General features: G+C 72.8%; 17 protein-coding genes. 14 read left to right on the top strand and 3 right to left on the bottom strand.

Going from position 1 to position 16,946, the window contains the following annotated elements:
* Positions 1-2: 2 nt before the first annotated feature.
* Genes SMD11_RS01875 through SMD11_RS01905 form a run of 7 tightly spaced genes read left to right on the top strand, consistent with a single transcriptional unit; the run spans position 3 to position 6,110 of the window.
* Positions 3-1,418 carry an ATP-grasp domain-containing protein gene (locus SMD11_RS01875; protein WP_087924728.1) on the top strand — a complete coding sequence of 472 codons (1,416 nt, stop codon included), beginning with the start codon at positions 3-5 and terminating at the stop codon, positions 1,416-1,418.
* Entirely contained in the window at positions 1,415-2,692 is a 1,278-nt protein-coding gene (locus tag SMD11_RS01880) for a type III PLP-dependent enzyme (RefSeq protein ID WP_087924729.1), read from the top strand. The genes SMD11_RS01875 and SMD11_RS01880 overlap by 4 nt, the downstream gene beginning before the upstream one ends.
* Positions 2,693-2,745: 53 nt before the next feature.
* Positions 2,746-3,006, top strand: a complete 261-nt coding sequence (locus SMD11_RS01885; RefSeq protein ID WP_087924730.1) for an acyl carrier protein — start codon at positions 2,746-2,748, stop codon at positions 3,004-3,006.
* 11 nt (positions 3,007-3,017) lie between these two features.
* Positions 3,018-3,854 (top strand): hypothetical protein, encoded by an 837-nt coding sequence (locus SMD11_RS01890; protein ID WP_087924731.1) that lies wholly within the window; start codon positions 3,018-3,020, stop codon positions 3,852-3,854.
* Complete coding sequence (locus SMD11_RS01895; RefSeq protein WP_087924732.1) at positions 3,851-4,468, top strand: hypothetical protein; 618 nt, start codon at positions 3,851-3,853, stop codon at positions 4,466-4,468. The genes SMD11_RS01890 and SMD11_RS01895 overlap by 4 nt, the downstream gene beginning before the upstream one ends.
* A complete protein-coding gene (locus SMD11_RS01900; RefSeq protein WP_087924733.1) occupies positions 4,461-5,621 on the top strand; it encodes an acyl-CoA dehydrogenase family protein in 1,161 nt (386 codons plus the stop codon). Before SMD11_RS01895 ends, SMD11_RS01900 begins: the two co-directional genes overlap by 8 nt.
* Positions 5,622-5,681: 60 nt before the next feature.
* Positions 5,682-6,110 (top strand): holo-ACP synthase, encoded by a 429-nt coding sequence (locus SMD11_RS01905; RefSeq protein WP_087924734.1) that lies wholly within the window; start codon positions 5,682-5,684, stop codon positions 6,108-6,110.
* Between the two features lie 12 nt (positions 6,111-6,122).
* On the opposite strand, the gene SMD11_RS01910 is transcribed toward SMD11_RS01905, so the two are convergent.
* The 3 genes from SMD11_RS01910 to SMD11_RS01920 form a co-directional block, all read right to left on the bottom strand.
* Positions 6,123-7,058 carry a LuxR C-terminal-related transcriptional regulator gene (locus SMD11_RS01910; RefSeq protein ID WP_159395184.1) on the bottom strand — a complete coding sequence of 312 codons (936 nt, stop codon included), beginning with the start codon at positions 7,056-7,058 and terminating at the stop codon, positions 6,123-6,125.
* Positions 7,059-7,228: 170 nt separating this feature from the next.
* The gene (locus tag SMD11_RS01915) at positions 7,229-7,987 is read right to left on the bottom strand and encodes a thioesterase II family protein (RefSeq protein WP_087924736.1); all 759 of its coding nucleotides are present in this window, start codon (positions 7,985-7,987) and stop codon (positions 7,229-7,231) included.
* A gap of 335 nt (positions 7,988-8,322) precedes the next feature.
* Complete coding sequence (locus tag SMD11_RS01920; protein ID WP_087924737.1) at positions 8,323-9,567, bottom strand: MFS transporter; 1,245 nt, start codon at positions 9,565-9,567, stop codon at positions 8,323-8,325.
* Positions 9,568-9,683: 116 nt separating this feature from the next.
* Between SMD11_RS01920 and SMD11_RS01925 the strand changes: the two genes are divergently transcribed.
* From SMD11_RS01925 to SMD11_RS01955, 7 genes are all read left to right on the top strand, one after another.
* Positions 9,684-10,049: an ArsR/SmtB family transcription factor gene (locus SMD11_RS01925; protein ID WP_234365847.1), complete on the top strand. Its 366-nt coding sequence runs from the start codon at positions 9,684-9,686 to the stop codon at positions 10,047-10,049.
* Positions 10,049-10,669, top strand: a complete 621-nt coding sequence (locus SMD11_RS01930; protein WP_087924739.1) for a pyridoxamine 5'-phosphate oxidase family protein — start codon at positions 10,049-10,051, stop codon at positions 10,667-10,669. Before SMD11_RS01925 ends, SMD11_RS01930 begins: the two co-directional genes overlap by 1 nt.
* A 237-nt stretch (positions 10,670-10,906) precedes the next feature.
* Positions 10,907-12,346, top strand: a complete 1,440-nt coding sequence (locus SMD11_RS01935; protein ID WP_087924740.1) for a condensation domain-containing protein — start codon at positions 10,907-10,909, stop codon at positions 12,344-12,346.
* Positions 12,347-12,489: 143 nt separating this feature from the next.
* Complete coding sequence (locus tag SMD11_RS01940) at positions 12,490-13,569, top strand: Rieske 2Fe-2S domain-containing protein (RefSeq protein WP_087924741.1); 1,080 nt, start codon at positions 12,490-12,492, stop codon at positions 13,567-13,569.
* Between the two features lie 111 nt (positions 13,570-13,680).
* Positions 13,681-14,349 carry a hypothetical protein gene (locus tag SMD11_RS01945; RefSeq protein WP_087924742.1) on the top strand — a complete coding sequence of 223 codons (669 nt, stop codon included), beginning with the start codon at positions 13,681-13,683 and terminating at the stop codon, positions 14,347-14,349.
* An 87-nt stretch (positions 14,350-14,436) separates the two neighbouring features.
* Positions 14,437-15,264, top strand: coding sequence for an AraC family transcriptional regulator (locus SMD11_RS01950; RefSeq protein ID WP_087924743.1), 828 nt, complete (start codon positions 14,437-14,439; stop codon positions 15,262-15,264).
* 99 nt (positions 15,265-15,363) lie between these two features.
* Positions 15,364-16,839 carry an L-lactate permease gene (locus SMD11_RS01955; protein WP_087924744.1) on the top strand — a complete coding sequence of 492 codons (1,476 nt, stop codon included), beginning with the start codon at positions 15,364-15,366 and terminating at the stop codon, positions 16,837-16,839.
* Positions 16,840-16,946: the final 107 nt, after the last annotated feature.

Here is a 16,946-nt window from a genome sequence, read left to right on the forward strand (position 1 = left end):
GGATGTCCGGCATCTCCCGCGCCGCGCTGCCGGCCGAGGGCCTTTCCTCAACCAAGGACCTCAAGGAGGCGCTCACCGGCGACCGCGCCGCCCGGTTCGTCTGGCTGTGCAACTTCGAGGTCGAACACCGCTGGGCACGCGCGTACACCGGCATCCCGGCCGTACGCGGCTCCGCCACGGCGGCCACCGTGCAGCGCATGGAGGAGCTGGGGGCCCTGCTGGCCGAGCCCGGCGACCATCTGCTGCTCGACCGCCCCCTGGACCCGCACTACCGGCGCTACGCCGAGCGGACGGGCCTGGGCGCGCCCGCCGAGCTGGTCACCCGGGCACCCGCCGCCGAGGGCGGCACGGCCGCCGCGGTGCTGGACTCGCCGGAGCTCCTCGACCGCCTGCGCGCCCTCGCGCGGGACGGCGCCTATCTGATGCCCATGGGTGCCTCGGACCGGGAACAGCGCATCAGCGAACTCACCGGGCTGCGCTCCGCGGTCCCCGACGCCGCCACCTACGAGCGCGTCAACAGCAAGATCTACAGCCGGCGCGCCGCCGAGGAGCTGGGCCTGCGCACCATCCCAGGCTTCTGCTGCGAGACGGCGGGCCAGCTGCGGCAGGCACTGGAGGAGGGGCTGCGCGAGGGCGGGCCCGTCATCGTCAAGGACGCCTACGGGGTCTCCGGCAGGGGCCTGGTCGTCCTGGACAGCCGGAAGAAGGCCGACCAGCTGCTGCGCATGGTCGAGCGCAGGGCCCGGAGGACCGGGGACGACGCGCTGCACGTCGTCGTCGAGGCCTTCCTGCCCAAGCGCTTCGACCTGAACTACCAGTTCACCGTCGACCGCCAGGGGCGGGTGCGGCTCGACTTCGTCAAGGAGGCGCTCACCGCCGGCGGTGTGCACCTCGGGCACGTCATGCCCGCGGACCTGACCGGCGCCCAGCGGGACGCGCTCGCCGAGGCCGCCGAACGGCTCGGCAAGCGGCTGTTCGCGGACGGGTTCTTCGGGATCGTCGGCGTGGACGCGCTGCTCGGGGCGGACGACCTCGTCTACCCGGTGCTGGAGATCAACGCCCGGCTCAACATGTCCAGTTACCAGGGGCGGGTCACCGAACTCTTCGGCGGGTACGGCGGTGCCGCCCTGGCCAAGCACTACCCGCTGCGCCTCGCCGAACCCGTCGGCTTCCCGGCGCTGACCGAGGCGCTCGGCCCGCTGGCCGAGCCGCCCCGGGGCCGCGACGGGCTGGTCGTCACCTGCTTCGGCACGGTCAACGCCCAGGCGGCCGCGGCCGGCGAGGGCGAGGCCCCCGCTCCGTTCGACGGGCGCCTCTACGCCGTGCTGTTCGCCGCCGACCGGGCCGGCCTGGCCGCGCTGGACCGGCGCGTCACCACCGCGCTCAGCCGCTTCGACACGACGGAAAGGACGCCATGAGCAGCGCGTTCCACGTCCAGGGGATACCGGTCACCGAGCTCGCCGAGCGGTTCGGCACCCCGCTGTTCGTCTACGACGCCGACGTCCTGCGCGACGTCTACTCCCATCTGAGACAGCGGCTGCACCCGGCCGTCGACGTCTTCTACTCCCTCAAGGCCAACCCCAACATCGGCGTCTGCGGGTACCTCGCCTCGCTCGGCGCGGGTGCCGAGATCTCCTCGATGGTGGAGCTCATGACGGTCCGGCGGGCCGGCGTCGCACCGGAGGACATCATCTTCCTCGGCCCCGGCAAGACCCGGGCCGAACTGGAGGCCTGCGTCACCGCCGGCCTGTACGCGATCGTGTGCGAGTCCCTCGACGAGGTCGGGCAGCTGGAGCGGATGGCCGCCGAGCGGGGGATCGACGACCTGCCCGTCCTCCTGCGCGTCAACCCCGACTTCCACACCAAGGGCTCCGGGCTCGCCATGAGCGGCAAGCCGCGGCAGTTCGGCATCGACGCGGACCTCCTGCGCCGCTCGGGTGACGTGATCGCCCGGCTGCGCCGGGTGCGGGTGCGCGGCTTCCACGCCTACATGGGCACGCGGTTCCTGAACGCCGACGACATCGTGCACAACACCCGGGAGATCCTCGCCCTGTCGTCCGAGCTGGCGAAGACCCTCGGCATCGGCCTGGACACGGTGGACTTCGGCGGCGGCTTCGGGGTCGCCTACTTCGACAACGAGAAGGACCTCGACACCGGGTCCGCGATCGCGGGGATCAACGACGTCGTGGCTCCCTTCCTGGCGGAGCACCCGGGCTGCCGGCTCATCAACGAGCTCGGCCGCTACCTCGCCGCCACCTGCGGCACCTATGTGGTACGGACGCTGTACGTCAAGGAGTCCATGGGCGAGCGGTTCGTGGTCGCCGACGGCGGCACCAACCACCATATGGCCGCGGTGGGCATCGGCAGCTTCGTCAAGCGCAACTTCCCCATCCGGTCGCTGAGCCGCTACGACGAGGAGGCCGCGCACACCTACACGGTCACCGGACCGCTGTGCACGCCCAACGACGTCATCGGCAAGAAGGTGCGGCTGCCCCGGGTGGAGCCCGGCGACCTGATCGGCGTGGAGCGCTCCGGCGCCTACGGGCCCACCGCGTCCCCCGGGCTGTTCCTCAGCCACGGCTTCCCGGCGGAGGTGCTCGTCCACGAGGGCACCGCCCACCTCGTCCGTGACCGGGACCGCGCGGAGGACCTGCTCGCCAAGCAGCACGGCGTCCCTTTCGACCGGCGCTGACGGCCACCGGGCCCGCGCCGTACCGACCCGACGACATTTGAGGAGAGAAGGACATGGACCGTCACCACGTGGTCGCCGCCGTCGAGGCGGCACTCGCCGAGGTGCTGGAGCGCCCCGTCACCGGGCTCACCGAGGACGTACGCCTCTTCGAGGACCTGCACCTGGACTCCACCTCGGTCCTGGAGATGCTGATGGCTCTGGAGGACGCCATCGACATCTCCGTCGACCCGGAGAGCCTCGACATGGACGACTTCAAGTCGGTCGGCACGCTCACCGACTACGTGCTCTCGCAGCAGGCCCCGAGCGGGGTGTGAGGCGCACCCCCATGCCGACCCTCCTCGCCGCGTCCGGGGTGGTCTCACCACCCCGCAGGCCCTTCGACGACTCCCCCGGGACCCTGTCCTACTACCGCGACCTGGTCGGGCCCTTCGGCCTCGACGTGGACGAGGAGCTGCTGCGGTCCGCTCCCCACGTCCGCCACCAGGACCTCCTGGACCTCCTCGCGGGCGCCGACGGCATCCGCGACTTCGCGCCCGACCTGGTGGTCGTGGCCCACGCCCTGCCCGACGTCACCCCCTTCACCGCGGTTGCCCCCTACCTGGACCACCTGCTCGGCGGCGGGTCCACCAACTTCGGCGTCCACCAGCAGGGGCTGGCCGCGCCGTTCACGGCCCTGCGCGCCGTCGCGGCCTTCCAGAAGGGCCGCCGCAGCGAACGGGCGGTGCTCGCCGTACTCGAACAGACCACTCTGCCCACCCGCTTCCCCCTGGTGCACGACCACGGGCTCGTCGACTCCGGCGTCCTCCTCGCCCTCGGGACGGACGAGGGGCCGCGCGTCACCGCGGTGGAGACCGTCGCGGCCGCGCACGGGCCCGCCGGGCGGCTGCGCGAGCTGACCGCCGCGGACCCGGCGGGCACCCTGCTGGTCACCGGGCCCTGGGTGGACCGCGCCGCCCTGGACGCGGGGACCACGGCGGTGTTCCACGCCGATCCCGGCACCTACTGCACCGGCGTATGGCTGGCCCTGGCACGGCACTGGCGCACCTGGCGCGCCGCGTACTCCACCGTGGTGCTGTGCGACACCGATCCCCGGTCCGGGGACACCCATGTCGCCGTACTGCGCTCGGACGCCGGGCCGGCCGCCGGAGAGGAGGGGCGATGACAGCCCTGGACACCGGCTCGCCCGCCACCGCGGCGGACCGGCTCGCCGCCTTCGCCGGCGCTCTGGACGACTGCCACGAACGGGCCGTACCCGGCGGTGTGGTGGTCTCCCCCGCCGGCTGGGCCGTCGCCTCCGTCCGCCGGCTCGGCGACGGCGCCCCGGTCCCGGACGGCTCCGGCGTGCTCGCCGCGCGGCACGGCCCGCGGGCGAGCGACGCGGCGGCGCTCGGCACGTTCCGCGAGGCGCTGCTGGAACTGCACCGGCGGACGCTGCGGGGCGTGCTCGACGCCGCCGTCGCCCGCCTCGACCGGCGGGAGTCCGAGGGGGTCCCGCTGCTCGGCAGGCAGCTCGTCCGGGGCTCCGTCGCCGATGTGGCACTGGCGCTGTCCCAGGCGCGGGACGTCCTGCGGCTGCCCCGGCCCACCGCCGGCCGCCACCACCGCGTCCACCGGGAGCTGGTGGACGCCGGGCGCACCGCCCTCAAGCTGTACGGCGCCTTCGGCTTCACGGCCGAGGGGCCCGGCGGCCTGCTCCACCTGACCGAACTGCTCGGCGACACCTATCTGTACCCGGAAGGCCCGGAGGACCCGGAGGCGGAGGCCGGCCATGAGTGAGCTACTGCCCGAGCGCGCGGTCCTGCTGCGCGACCACGTCCGGGAGGCGGCCGCCGGGCTGCGCGACGCCGGCATGGAGATCGACCGGGACCCCACGGCCGTCGACCGCTGGCTGCACCTGCCCGCCGTCGCCCTGATGCGCGGCTGCACCGTTCCGGTGGAGTACGTGTCGTCGCCGCTGCGCATCGGCCCGTACACGTACGACATGAGTTCGTGTCTGGAGCACACCCTCACCATCGAGGAGCTCAGTTACGGGGACGCGGGGTTCATGCTGGCCTGCCCGGGGCCGCTGATGTCCGGTGTGGCGGTCGGCGCGCTCGGCGACGACAAGCAGCGGCACGCCTACTACCAGCGGCTGGCGGGCCCCGAGCCCACGTGGACGTTCTTCGGCCTGACCGAGCCCGGCAAGGGCTCGGCGGCCGCCGAACTGGAGACCGCGCTCACCCCCGACGGGGACGGCTTCCGGCTCGACGGGGCCAAGCGGTACGTGGGCAACGCCGCGTTCGCGCAGCTGGGCGTCGTCTTCTGCCGCCGGGCGCCGGGCCCGCTGGGCATCGAGGCCGTCCTCGTCGACACGGAGACCCCCGGCTTCCGTGCCGAGCCGATCCCGACCGTCGGCATGCGTGGCGCGCGCATCTCCGCGATCACGCTCGACAACGTGCGGGTGGAGCGGGAGCAGATCCTGGGGTACGACACGCTCAAGCCCAGCCGCCGGGGGCTCGTCGGCGCCATCCGCACCCTCCAGCGCTTCCGGCCGGTGCTCGCCGGCACGGCCCTGGGCCTGACCCGCGCGGTCCTGGACCACGTCCGCGCCGAACGGCCCGCCCTCGCCGGGGCCGCCCGGCAGTGCCTGGACGACCTCCAGGACCGGCTCGACGCCGCCCGGTGGCACAACTACGCGATCGCGTCGGCGATCGACGCGGGCGAGGTACGGGCCGACCGGATCGCCGCGGTCAAGACGCGCGCCGCGGAACTGGCCGAGCGCGCCACGCTCGCCGCGGCCGGCCTCCTCGGGCCCGGTGCCCTGCTGCGGGACCCATGGCTGCACAAGGTGTACCGCGACGCGCGCGCCTTCGAGTTCATGGAGGGGACCGGCCACATCCAGCGCCTCGCGGTCTTCCAGGGCGTCGCCAAGGGAACCTTCCTCCCGTGACCCGGGGCTCCGCGTGCCGGAGCCCCGCGCCACGGAACGGACACAGGACGGGAGCCGGCCGTGTGGATCGGTATCGACGTACTCACCGAGGACGAGCTGGGCGGTCTGCTGGGCCGGCCCTGGTTCCGCTCCTTCGTCTACGACGCCGGCGAGCTGGCCCTCGCCGGCGGTCTGGGTGAGGGGCGCGCCCGGGAGTTCCTCACCGGGCGCTTCGCCGCGAAGGAGGCCACCTTGAAGGTCCTGGGCACGGGTGTCGGCGCGGGGGTGACGTTTCGTCAGGTGGCCGTGCTGCGCGCGGAGAGCGGCGCCCCCGAGGTGAGGCTGTCGGGGGCCGCCGCGCGACGCGCGCGGGAGCGCGGCATCGGCTCCGTCGAGGTGTCCATCACGCACAAGAAGGGCCTGGTGATGGCGGCGGCGCTGGGTGTGCCGGAGGGGTGCCGGCAGCACGGCCGGCCCCTGGACCTCGCGGCGCCGTCCGGCGCCGGGTGAGCGCCCGGCGGGTCAGCGGAGGCCGGCCGTGCCGCTGACCAGTCCGGCGTTGGCGGCGGCCACCCCGGCCTGGAAGCGGCTCTCGGCGTCCAGCTCCTCCATGATGGCGGAGATGTAGCGCCTGAGCGTCCGGGAGGAGGTGCCGACCCGGCGGGCGATCACTTCGTCCTTGAGACCGGAGGCGAGCATCTTGAGGATCGAGCCCTTGACGTTGTCGAGGGCCGATTCGGGGGTGGTGGCGCCGTCGAAGGAGCAGGCGGACTGCCAGATGTTCTCGTACGTGCCGCGCAGCAGCTCCACGATCACCGGTTCGTACATGGCGGTGACCACGGAGCTCGCGCCGTCGCCGGAGGCCGCCGGCAGGAACGCCGCTTCGCGGTCGACGATGACGAGGAAGCGGGACACCTCGTCGGAGGTGCGCACCTCGGCCCCCGTCTCCCGGTTCTTCTGGAGGTTGGCACGGAAGCTGGGGTGGGACCGGGCGGTGTGGGGGTAGAGGGCGCGGACCCGCACCCCGCGCTGCACCGCTTCGAGCGTCAGGGACCGGGTGTCGTCCAGCAGGCCCGTCCGGCAGCCGTTCACCGGCCACATCGTCAGGATCTCGCCGTAGCCGCGACGGATGGAGTCGGCGAGCCTGAGCCAGAGCTCGCGGGGGTTCTCCAGGGTCACCACCAGCTCGCCGCGCTGCTGGGCGCGCAGGTGCCGCTTGTAGGCGTTCGCGAAGCGGCCGAGCTGCCGGTGGACCAGGGCGAGCTCGCGTCTCTTCTCGTAGATCGCCGCTTCCAGCGGCAGGACGAGCTCGACCCGGGCGGAGTCCGGGTCCACGGCCGTGAACGTCTCCTGCTCCGCGCAGTACCGCACGAGCCGGAGCTTCCGCAGGTTCCGCATGATCCACGCGACCGCCGTGCCGGGCATCCCGATGTCCGCGGCGATTTCCGGGACGGTCACCGAGTGGTGCGCGAGAACGTATTCGTAGACACGGAGAGCGATGTCTTCGTCGTTTTCCTGACCGTACGGCAACGGGAGGGCGGGAAAATCCCCCGTACCCTCGGTCGGCCGACCGGGTGCCCCCGTCTGCCCGGGTTCTTCCTCCACTGCGTCCGCTCCTGTTCCGGCGATCAGTAGATGTCTTCCCTGAGTGTTTCGGTGATCTTCCCGGCGACGTGTTCGACGTGCTCGTTCAGGAAGAAATGGCCACCGGGGAAATCCTCGACGCGGAAATCCGCCGACGTGTGCCGCCGCCAGCCCTGCTCGCCACCGCCCGCGACATAGGGGTCGGCGTCGGCGAGCAGGAAGGACACGGGGCACGCGACCTTCGCCTCCGGGCCGGTGAGATAGCCGGAGTTCGCGCGGTAGTCGTTCTTCACCACGTCCAGGACGGGCTTCAGGAATTTGGGCCTGGTGAACAGTTTGGCGGGGATTCCGCCGAGCTCCTTGAGTTCGGCGACGATCTCCTCGTCGCTGCCCGGCGTGTACGCCCCGAGGCCGTCGGAGGGGGACCGCCTGCCGGAGACGACGAGGCGCAGCGGCTTCGTCCCCGCCGCCTCCAGCCGCCGGGTGACCTCGAACGCCACCACCGAGCCGAAGCTGTGACCGAAGACGGCCACCGGCGGGCCGAGCCACGGGGCGAGTTCCCCGGCGATCCGGTCGGCGAGCTCGCCGACGTCCGCGATCAGTGGTTCCTCGCGGTTTCCCGGGCGCCCGGGATACTGCACGGAGAGCGCCTCGACGGATTCCGGCAAGGCGGCCGACAGTGCGCTGTAGGCCGTGGCCGAGGCGCCCGCGTAGGGAAGGCAGACCAGCCGGACCACGGGATCCGTACGAGGGGTGAGGTTCTGAATCCAGGAGCTCTTTTTCGCCGTCTCTCGGGTGTTCATTCACACCTTCCGCAAATCGCCCCGCACAGCCGGGTGCCGGTCGATGACAGATGTGCCTGTGGGAAGAGCCGGCCCGGCATCCGCTGTCGCAACGTAACCAACGGTATTATCAGGCGTCAACTATTTTCGCGTGAAGAACATTTGACGTCCAGAGGGTGGCCGGTTGCGGCCAAACCGGCAGAGAGGTTTCAGGTGCAATCGGAGAGGTTTCCGGCGTGAAAGGCGACCGGAGGAATCCGATTTCCTGGGGCGGCACGACGCACTCCGCCGTCCGCCCATGGCGCGGGCGGACGGCGGAGCGGGTCGGTCCGCGGGAAAGGCGCGGGCCCGGGGCGTTACTTGGCGGGTGACTCCTGGGCGCCGACCCGGGGCGCGGCCGCCGCGGCGGCGCCCGCACCGCGCTCGAAGCGCCCGGTCAGCACGGTGACGAGGGCCGCGACGACCGTGAAGGCCGCACCGGTCCAGGCGATCTGGGCGGGGCCGCCGGGGTCGAGGATGCCGGCGCCGAGCACGCTCGACAGCGAGATCGCCAGGTACATCACGGCCGCGTTGAGGGAGACGACCAGCGGTTCGGTGCCCGGCGCGGCGAAGGCGATGATGCGCTGCTGCTGCGGGGCGGTCACCGACCAGGACCCGACGCCGCTCACGGCCGACAGGACCAGGGCCAGCGCGTACGACGAGTGGGAGACGGCCATGAGCCCGAACACCACGGTCAGCAGCAGGGTCGCCCCGATGACCACCTGGCGGGGGCCCTTGCGGTCGGCCAGCCGGCCCGCGGTGAGGTTGCCGGCCGTACCGGCCAGGCCGAACACCAGCAGCAGGATCGCCACCCGGCCGGAGTCCCCGCCGGTGGCGGGCTCGAAGACGGCGCTGATGTAGGTGTAGGGGAGGTAGACGCCGACGAACGCGATGAGCGTGCAGGCCAGCACGCCGACGACCCTGCGGTCCGTGAGCGGGGCGAGCCGCTGGCGCAGCCCGGCGCGGGCGCCGACGGCGACGTCGGGCAGCCGCAGGGCGATCACGGGGGCGACGACGAGGGCGAGCCCGGTGACGAACCACATGGTCGCCTGCCAGCCCAGCGCGTCACCGATCGCGGTGCCCAGCGGAGCGCCCAGGGCGAGCGAGGCGGTCAGGCCGACCGTCACGATCGCGATGGCCCTCCCCCGCTGCTCGGCGCCCGCGAGCGTGGCGGCGGTCGCGCCCGCGTTCGGGGTGAACATCGCGGCGCCGGCCGCCGCGACGACACGGGAGATCAGCACCAGGGTGTAGTTCGGCGCGAGCGCGGTGACGACGTTGCCGACCGCGAACACCAGCAGCGCGAGGATCAGCACGCTGCGCCGCGACCACCGCGACGTCAGGGTCGCGAGGACGGGCGACAGCAGGGCGTACGCCAGGGAGAAGACGCTCACGAGCTGGCCGGCCGCGCCCACGGAGACGTCGAGGGAGTCACTGATCTCGGGGAGCAGCCCCGCGATGACGAAGGCGTCCGTGCCGACGGCGAAGGTTCCCAGGGCCAGCACGGAGGCATGCCCCCGCCAGGACTCCCGTGGCGCGTCGGTGGCCCGCACGGTTCGTGTCATGAGTACACCCGCATTTCAATGGACGTCATCTATTTCGATGCGCATCGTAATGCATGTTCGATGTGTATCGTAGATGTCGAGCGGTATCGAACAAGCGTGGAGGCGAGATGCGAACGATGGATCAGGCCCGACTGCCCCAGCCGGACCTGGCCGAGGTGGAGATCGGCACGGTGCTCCAGGCCCTGGCGGACCCGGTCAGGCTCCAGATCGTGCGCCTGCTCAGCCGGCAGGGCGCCGCCGCGTGCGGCGAGCTCGACCTCCCGGTCAAGCGGTCCACCGTCTCCCACCACCTGCGGACCCTGCGCGAGACGGGCCTGCTGGAGACGCACCTGAAGGGCAACACCCGGGTCAGCACGGTGCGCCGGGAGGAGCTGGACCGGCGCTTCCCGGGGCTGCTCGCCTCGATCCTGGACGCCGCGCCCGCCGCGGTGCCGGCCGCCCCTTCGGAGGAGGAGACCGGCGGAGCGGAAGGGGAGCGCTGATGGGGCGTTACGCACACCTCGCCTACACGGACAGCGTGCGCCGGGTCCAGGAGGAGAACGGCAGTGCTTTAGTCGGCGTGCGCGGCCTCGCCCGGGAAGACGAACCCGACCCGCTGGGCCCCGCCGAAGCGTCGTTCATCGCCTCCCGCGACGGGTTCTACCTGGCCAGCGTCAGCGAGACGGGCTGGCCCTACGTGCAGTTCCGCGGCGGCCCGCCCGGCTTCGTCCACGTCCTGGACGAGCGGACGCTGGCCTACGCCGACGTGCGCGGCAACCGCCAGTACATCACCACCGGCAATGTGCGGGCCGACGGGCGCGTCGCCCTCTTCTTCATGGACTATCCGCGCAAGGCACGCCTCAAGCTCTTCGGCCGCGCCCGGACCCTCCCCCTCGACGAGGACGCCGGACTGACGCGCAGACTCGTCGGCACACGCACCGACGGCAAGCCGGAACGCCTGATGACCATCCACGTCGAGGGCATCAGCTGGAACTGCCACCAGCACATCACCCCGCGCTTCACCGAGGCCGAACTCGACACGGCGCTGGAGCCCGTCCGCGCGCGCATGGCCGAACTGGAGCGGCAGAACGCGGAACTGCGCGCGCGGCTCGGCGAGGGCTAGCGCGGCATCCCGCCGGGTCCGGGCACCCCTCTCCGGCCCGGGCCGGCGGAGCGTTTCCTTCGGATCAGACGATCGTTGGTCCGGTTGCGCCAAGAGCGACACCCCTACGGGCACGGAGCGGCGGCGACCTGGTGGCGGTGATGCCCCGACGGCTCGGCCGGCGGCCACCGCCTGGCGTCGTCCGCCATCCGCCCCTGCCATGTCCATGCCCGGAGGGGCATGTGAACGGAGAGCCTCGTGCGAGCGACCGACATCCAGCGTTGCGAGATCCGGCCCGGCCGCGTCGTGGAATGGACGCTGCACCGGACGGCCGTCGAGGCCGCGACGAGGTCACCGGACGACGCCCGCCCGCCCGCGTACGTACAGGAGTCCCACGTCCGGACGGCGAGATCGGTGCACCAGGACGGCCTGTCCGTACCGACCTGGCTCGGCACGGCGTTCGACATCCCGGGAGAAGCCGATCTCGACGTCCTCCACGCCGCGCTGCGGGACTGGACGCGTCGGCACGAGACGCTGCGCAGCGGTTTCCGCTGGGCCGGCGACGACTTGCGGCGCTTCACCCTGGACGCCGAGGCCGTCGTGCTGCACCGCGAGGACATCGGCGACTTCGCCGACACGACGGCGCTGACCCGGTACCTCCAGGACCGCTTCGACGCCGTGGCGAACGCCCTCACCTGGCCGAACTTCATCTTCGCCGCAGTCGTCAGGGACGGCTGCACCAGCGTCTACATGGCGTTCGACCACAGCAACGTCGACGCGTACTCGATCCAGCGCATCCCCGCCGAGATCCACGAACTCTACGCGGCGGGCCTCGACGGCCGCGCCGTGGAGACGCCACCGGCCGCCAGCTACCTCGACTTCTGCGCGACCGAGCGCGCGGAAGCCGACCGGATCGACGGCGGCCACGCGATCGTCGCCCGGTGGCGGGAGTTCATCGGCCGTTGCGGAGGAAGGCTGCCGGACTTCCCCCTCGACCTCGGTCTCGCGCCCGAAGGGCCGCTGCCCGCCCAGAAGTTCCTGGACGAGATGCTCGTGGACGACGCGGACGCGGAGGCCTTCGAGGCGTACTGCCGGCCGTACGGCGGAAGCCTGGTCGGCGTTCTCGCGGCCCTCGCCCTCATCGTGCGCGACCTCGGTGGACAGGAGGTGTACCGCACCGTCGTCCCGTTCCACACCCGGGTGAGGAGCCGCTGGTCGGACTCGGTGGGCTGGTACGTCGGCGGCGCGCCGATCGAGATCCCCGTGGCGCGGGCGCCTGATCTCGACAGCGCCCTGGAGATGGTCCGCACAGGGCTCCGGGAGAACAGCCGGCTGTCACGGGTGCCTCTGGCCCGCGTCCTCCGGCTCCTGGGCTCGGACTTCCGGCCCACGTCTCCCGATCTGTACTCGATCGTCTCCTTCATCGACGCGCGCGGGGTCCCGGGTGCGGAGCGATGGCGGGACCTCAAGGCATACGGGCTGATCCGGGTCTCGTACGGCGACCAGGTGTGCGTGTGGATCACCAGGCTCCACGAGGGACTTCAGTTCGCCTGCCGGTATCCGGACACCGACGTCGCGCACAAGAGCATGCTCCGGTGCGTCGAGAGGCTGCGGGAACTCATCGTCTCCGTGGCGCGGGAACGCGCGCTCCCGCGGGTCCAGGCGCCCTTCCCGGCGAGCCGTGCCGACTGCCGGTGACAGCCGGACGGGTCCGCGGCGTGAAGGTCCCGGCGTGCGCTCCCCCTTCGCGTGCGCACAGGGTCCGCACGCGGGTTCGCGCCCTGACGGCCCCGTTCCGGCTCCCCGCACACTGGAGCCGACGCAGAGGAAGGGGTCACCGCATGAAGCAGCGGCGTCGGCGCCCGCGCCCGTACGACCGTGAGCTCCAGAGCCTGCGCCACCCCGTCGGTCCCGAGCGGCAGGGGCCCGTCCCCGTCGGCTGGTACTTCGCCCGGTTCAGCCGCCATCTGCGGCGTGGCGAGGTGGTTCCGGTGACGTACCTGGCGCGGGAGTACGCGCTGTTCCGGACGCGTGGCGGGCAGGTCGGCATGATCGACAGCCAGTGCTGTCACATGGGTGCGGACCTGAGCCGCTGCGGCCGGGTGAGCGAGGAGAGGCTGGTCTGCGGTTTCCACGCCTGGGAGTTCGGCACCGACGGGACGTGCCGGAAGATCCCCGGCGCCGGCCGCGTCCCCTCCCGGGCGGTGCAGAGCAGCGTCCCGGTGACCGAGCTGGGCGGCATCATCTGGTTCTGGCACGGGTCGCCGGCCCCGGAGCCCATGGACGAGCTGGCCTTCGCCGAGGACCACCGCCGGCACATGTACCTGGGCGGTGAGGTGCTCGTGTGCCACGCCGATCTGCTGCCGATCGGCGAGCACGTCACCGACGCCGCGCACTGGGCGTACACGCACAGTCCGGGACGGCCGATGGTCTCCGTCCAACTGACGGACGAGGGGCGCCGGTTCGCGTTCCGGATCCAGCCGGCCGACGCGGACGACTCCCGCATCCACCACTTCCGCCCGTACACCCTGATCTCGATGGCGAGCCCGACGACGGCGGTGGCGACCCCGCAGCCGGGCCCACGGGCGGAGGGGAAACCGCCCCGGATGGCCTTCATCGCCGCCGTGAGCCCCGTGCGGCCCGGCGTCACGCTCGCGACGTGGGGCCTGGTCGTCCGCAAGCTCGGCCCCGACGTGCCGTTCTGGCCGGTCAACCGTCTGTGGGCGGCCTTCCTCGCGCGGCTGGCCAGGCACAACCACCGTGCCGACTTCGACATCCTGCGCTGGATGCGCCCGGTGGCCAGGGACCTCTGGTCGGCCGCGGACGGGCCGACCGTGCGCGCGTACCGGCGCTTCTACCGGCGCAATCTTCCTCCTGCCGCGGAGGAGCCCGTGGCGGAAGGCGCGTCGGGGAAGGGCTGACCGCCGCCCGGCACCACTTGGGCGGAACACCGGCGTCGGCGTGGAACACCCGTTCCCGGGCGGCCTTAGGATCCCTTGGTGATCACAGGCAGCTACCGAGGGAAGCCGGCGATGAGGAACAAGTGGGGGACCGCGGCCGCGGTCTTGGCCGTCGGCGTGCTCGCCGCGGGATGCGGGTCCGGCGACGACGGGAAGGGCGGGCCGCCGACGGCGAAGAAGCTCGCCGCGGACACCGGCACGCGCTACAAGGAAGTCCGTGTGCCCACGCTGGAAGGCATGACCTGCGACAAGGGCAACGGTGGCTTCCACTTCGGGAGCGACCTGGACATGGGGGTGTACGGCGACGACGGCCTCAAGGAGGTCAAGAACACCGGGGAGGACCGCGTCTCCTGCTTCGGCGCGACACGCATCACCCTCGGCAAGGGCGGGTCGCGGGCGACCGTCCCGGACCTCACCACCCAGACGACCCTGTACGAAAAGGTCGCGGACCCCGCCGCCGCGCTGGACAAGGTCTTCTCCCGCACCATGGAGCTGGAGAAGGGCTACGGCCGGAACCCGGTCGGCGAGCCGAAGGCCTTCACCACCAAGAACCTGGTGCTCAAGTGCCAGCAGAACGTCAGCGACACCTTCCCGATGACGACCTGCTTCTGGGCCGACTACGGCGCCGTCGGCGTCGTCGACTTCTTCCCGCCGGACGGCAAGCACGTCCCGGTCGACGAAGCGGCCGCCCAGGCGCACGAGTTCGCCACGGGAGCCCTCGCGGCTCCCGGCTCCTCCTGACCCCGGCGAGGCGCCGCGCGGGCCCGCGGGGACCGCGCTGTGAGCCCGGCCATAGGCCGGAACGCGCCGGTCTGCGAGCATGCGCCGATGGGAGCGGAAGGCGAGCACGCACGGCTGTGGACCGCGGCGGGCAGTCCACAGGTGGAGCTCCTGGCCGCCCGCTTCGAGCGCTTCGCCTTCGACCGGCACAGCCATGAGCAGCTCTCGCTGGGCGTCATCGAACAGGGCGCCGAGGGGCTGCACATGGCCGGCGGCACGGTGGTGGTGCCGGCCGGGCAGCTGGTGATCATCAACCCCGGGCAGGTGCACACCGGCTTCGCCGCCGGGGAGTCCGGCTGGCGGTACCGGATGTTCTACTTCGACACCGCGATGGTCGACGAGCTGGCCCGCGAGCACCTGGGCGCCGGCGGCGTCTGGTTCCCGGACACGGCCGTACGGGACGCCGAACTGTTCGCCCGGCTGCGCCGCGTCCACCATGAGCAGGAGCGGGCCGGCGACCCGCTGACCGCCGAGTCCCTGCTGCTCGACGGCCTGGGCGCGGTGCTGCGCCGGCACGCCCGTACCGGCCGGGTCTCCTCCGCCGAGGCCGCCCAGGGGGCGCGCCGGGGCCCGGACCTGGCCCGGCAGTTGCTGCACGACCGGTGGACGGAGCCCGTCACCGTCGCCGAGCTCAGCGCCGCCGCGGGCATGCCGCGGGCGTCGCTCATCGCCGCCTTCCGCCGGGCGTACGGGCTGCCGCCGCACGCCTATCTGCTGCGGCTGCGCGCCAACCGCGCCCGGCGCCTGCTCCTGGCCGGGGAGCGGCCGGCCGAGGTGGCGGCCGCCACGGGGTTCTCCGACCAGGCGCACCTGACACGGGTCTGCAAGCGGTACTTCGGGGTCACGCCGGGGGCCATCCGCGCCCTCCGCGCCTGAGCGGGCCCTCCCCCGCGACTTTCGTTCAAGATCGCCGGCGGTCGTCGCCGCGAAGCTGTGCGGCGGCCGTACAGCAAGAGACGAAAGGCGGCTCGAACGATGGTGTGGGCGATAGCGGTTTCCCCGCTCGTCATGGTGCTGGGAATGATCACGGGGCTGCGCAGACCGGCGCACTGGGCGGCGGTCGCGGGCGCCGCCCTGGCGGCGGTGCTGATCTGGTGGCTGCCGGACTTCACCCTGCCGGACGATGTGCTGACCGAGGGCGCCGGAGGAGCCGGGCTGCTGGTGCTCAACGCCGCCGCGGTGATGCTGCCCGGGGTCTATCTGAGCCAGGTGCTCACCCGCCGCGAGGTGCACCGGTCGTTGCAGGAGTGGGTGCGGGGGCTGCCGCTGCCGGGGCCCGCGACGATCGCGCTGGTGGTGGCGGGCATCGCCCCCACTGTGGAGGCGCTCACCGGCTTCGGGGTGTCGCTGCTGGTCACCGTGCCCGTGCTGCTGGCCCTGGCGCCGGCCCCGACCGCGCTGCGGCAGGCCATGCTCGGCATGAACATCATGCCGTGGGGCACCCTCGGCCTCGCCACCGTCATCGGCGCCGGGCTCACCGGGCGGGGGACGGCCGCCATGGGCACCGCCACCGCCGTCACCAGTTGCCTGGTCTTCCCGCTGGTGACCGTGTGGGCGGCGCTGCTGACCCGGCCGAAGCACCGGTTCCGTACGGCCGTCATGGCCGCGGGCGCGGGTGCCGCGCTCTCACTCGGGCTGCTGGCGTTCAACCGGGCGGGCGTGGTCCAGCCCGCGGGCGTCCTGGCCGGGCTGTCCACGACGGCCGCCGGGCTGGTGCTGTGCACCGTCCGCCGGTCCCGGTCCGGCGGCGGGACCGGACCGGGTGAGGCGCCCGCGGGCCGGCTGCTGCCGCCGGCCTCGGTCCTGCGCGCGTACGGCCTCGTCCTCGGCGGGATCGCCGTCACCCGCGCGGTCAAGGCCCTGGGCGTCCCGCCCCTGGAACTGCACGCGGGCAACGCGAGCTTCGCGCTGCTGTCCTCGCCGTGCCTGCCGTTGCTGGCCGCCGCGCTGGTGCTGGACCGGGGCCGTCCGAACGGCCCGGACGCCCGCGCCGCGCTGGTCCGGGTCGGCCGGCCGCTGCTCGCCCTGACCGGGTTCGTCGCCCTCGGCCGGCTGATGGCGGACAGCGGCATGATCGGGGAGCTGGGCTCGGCGGTCGCCGGATCGCCGGCGCTGGTCATCGCGCTGGTCGCACCGGCGCTCGGCATGCTCAGCGGCTTCATCACCGGCTCGAACGTCGGCGGCAACGCGCTGATGATGCCGCTTCAGGAACGCCTCGCCCCCGGCGGCGACGGCCTCGACGCGTGGTTCGCGGCCCTCCAGAACAGCGCGGCGGGCCACACCGTCTTCACCTCGCTGCCGATGATCATGCTGATCCTGGCGGTGGCGGGTGACCGCGCGAAGACCGCGGGCGTCTCCGAACACACCTTGCTGCGCTTCGGCCTGCGGGTGGCGGCGGCGGTGTACGCGGCGTTGGCGGTGACGGCGGTCGCCCTGGTCTCCTTCGCGTGAGGCCCGCCGGGGTGCCGGGTGGTGAGGTCGGTCGCCCCGGGGGAAGTCGCGGGCCCCGGCCTCGCGACGGGCGCCACCGGCGGCAAGGGCGTTTACCAAAAGGTTTC

Origin of the sequence: Streptomyces albireticuli, from assembly GCF_002192455.1 — a bacterium.
GTDB lineage: Bacteria > Actinomycetota > Actinomycetes > Streptomycetales > Streptomycetaceae > Streptomyces > Streptomyces albireticuli_B.

Bases quoted from the DNA above. Each gene is read 5' to 3' on its own strand.
- SMD11_RS01925 (WP_234365847.1), top strand. From the start codon at position 9,684: ATGGATCAGGCCCGACTGCCCCAGCCGGACCTGGCCGAGGTGGAGATC.
- SMD11_RS01875 (WP_087924728.1), top strand. From the start codon at position 3: ATGTCCGGCATCTCCCGCGCCGCGCTGCCGGCCGAGGGCCTTTCCTCA.
- SMD11_RS01900 (WP_087924733.1), top strand. From the start codon at position 4,461: ATGAGTGAGCTACTGCCCGAGCGCGCGGTCCTGCTGCGCGACCACGTC.
- SMD11_RS01890 (WP_087924731.1), top strand. From the start codon at position 3,018: ATGCCGACCCTCCTCGCCGCGTCCGGGGTGGTCTCACCACCCCGCAGG.
- SMD11_RS01940 (WP_087924741.1), top strand. From the start codon at position 12,490: ATGAAGCAGCGGCGTCGGCGCCCGCGCCCGTACGACCGTGAGCTCCAG.
- SMD11_RS01880 (WP_087924729.1), top strand. From the start codon at position 1,415: ATGAGCAGCGCGTTCCACGTCCAGGGGATACCGGTCACCGAGCTCGCC.
- SMD11_RS01915 (WP_087924736.1), bottom strand. From the start codon at position 7,987: ATGAACACCCGAGAGACGGCGAAAAAGAGCTCCTGGATTCAGAACCTC.
- SMD11_RS01930 (WP_087924739.1), top strand. From the start codon at position 10,049: ATGGGGCGTTACGCACACCTCGCCTACACGGACAGCGTGCGCCGGGTC.
- SMD11_RS01920 (WP_087924737.1), bottom strand. From the start codon at position 9,567: ATGACACGAACCGTGCGGGCCACCGACGCGCCACGGGAGTCCTGGCGG.
- SMD11_RS01950 (WP_087924743.1), top strand. From the start codon at position 14,437: ATGGGAGCGGAAGGCGAGCACGCACGGCTGTGGACCGCGGCGGGCAGT.
- SMD11_RS01945 (WP_087924742.1), top strand. From the start codon at position 13,681: ATGAGGAACAAGTGGGGGACCGCGGCCGCGGTCTTGGCCGTCGGCGTG.
- SMD11_RS01955 (WP_087924744.1), top strand. From the start codon at position 15,364: ATGGTGTGGGCGATAGCGGTTTCCCCGCTCGTCATGGTGCTGGGAATG.
- SMD11_RS01885 (WP_087924730.1), top strand. From the start codon at position 2,746: ATGGACCGTCACCACGTGGTCGCCGCCGTCGAGGCGGCACTCGCCGAG.
- SMD11_RS01895 (WP_087924732.1), top strand. From the start codon at position 3,851: ATGACAGCCCTGGACACCGGCTCGCCCGCCACCGCGGCGGACCGGCTC.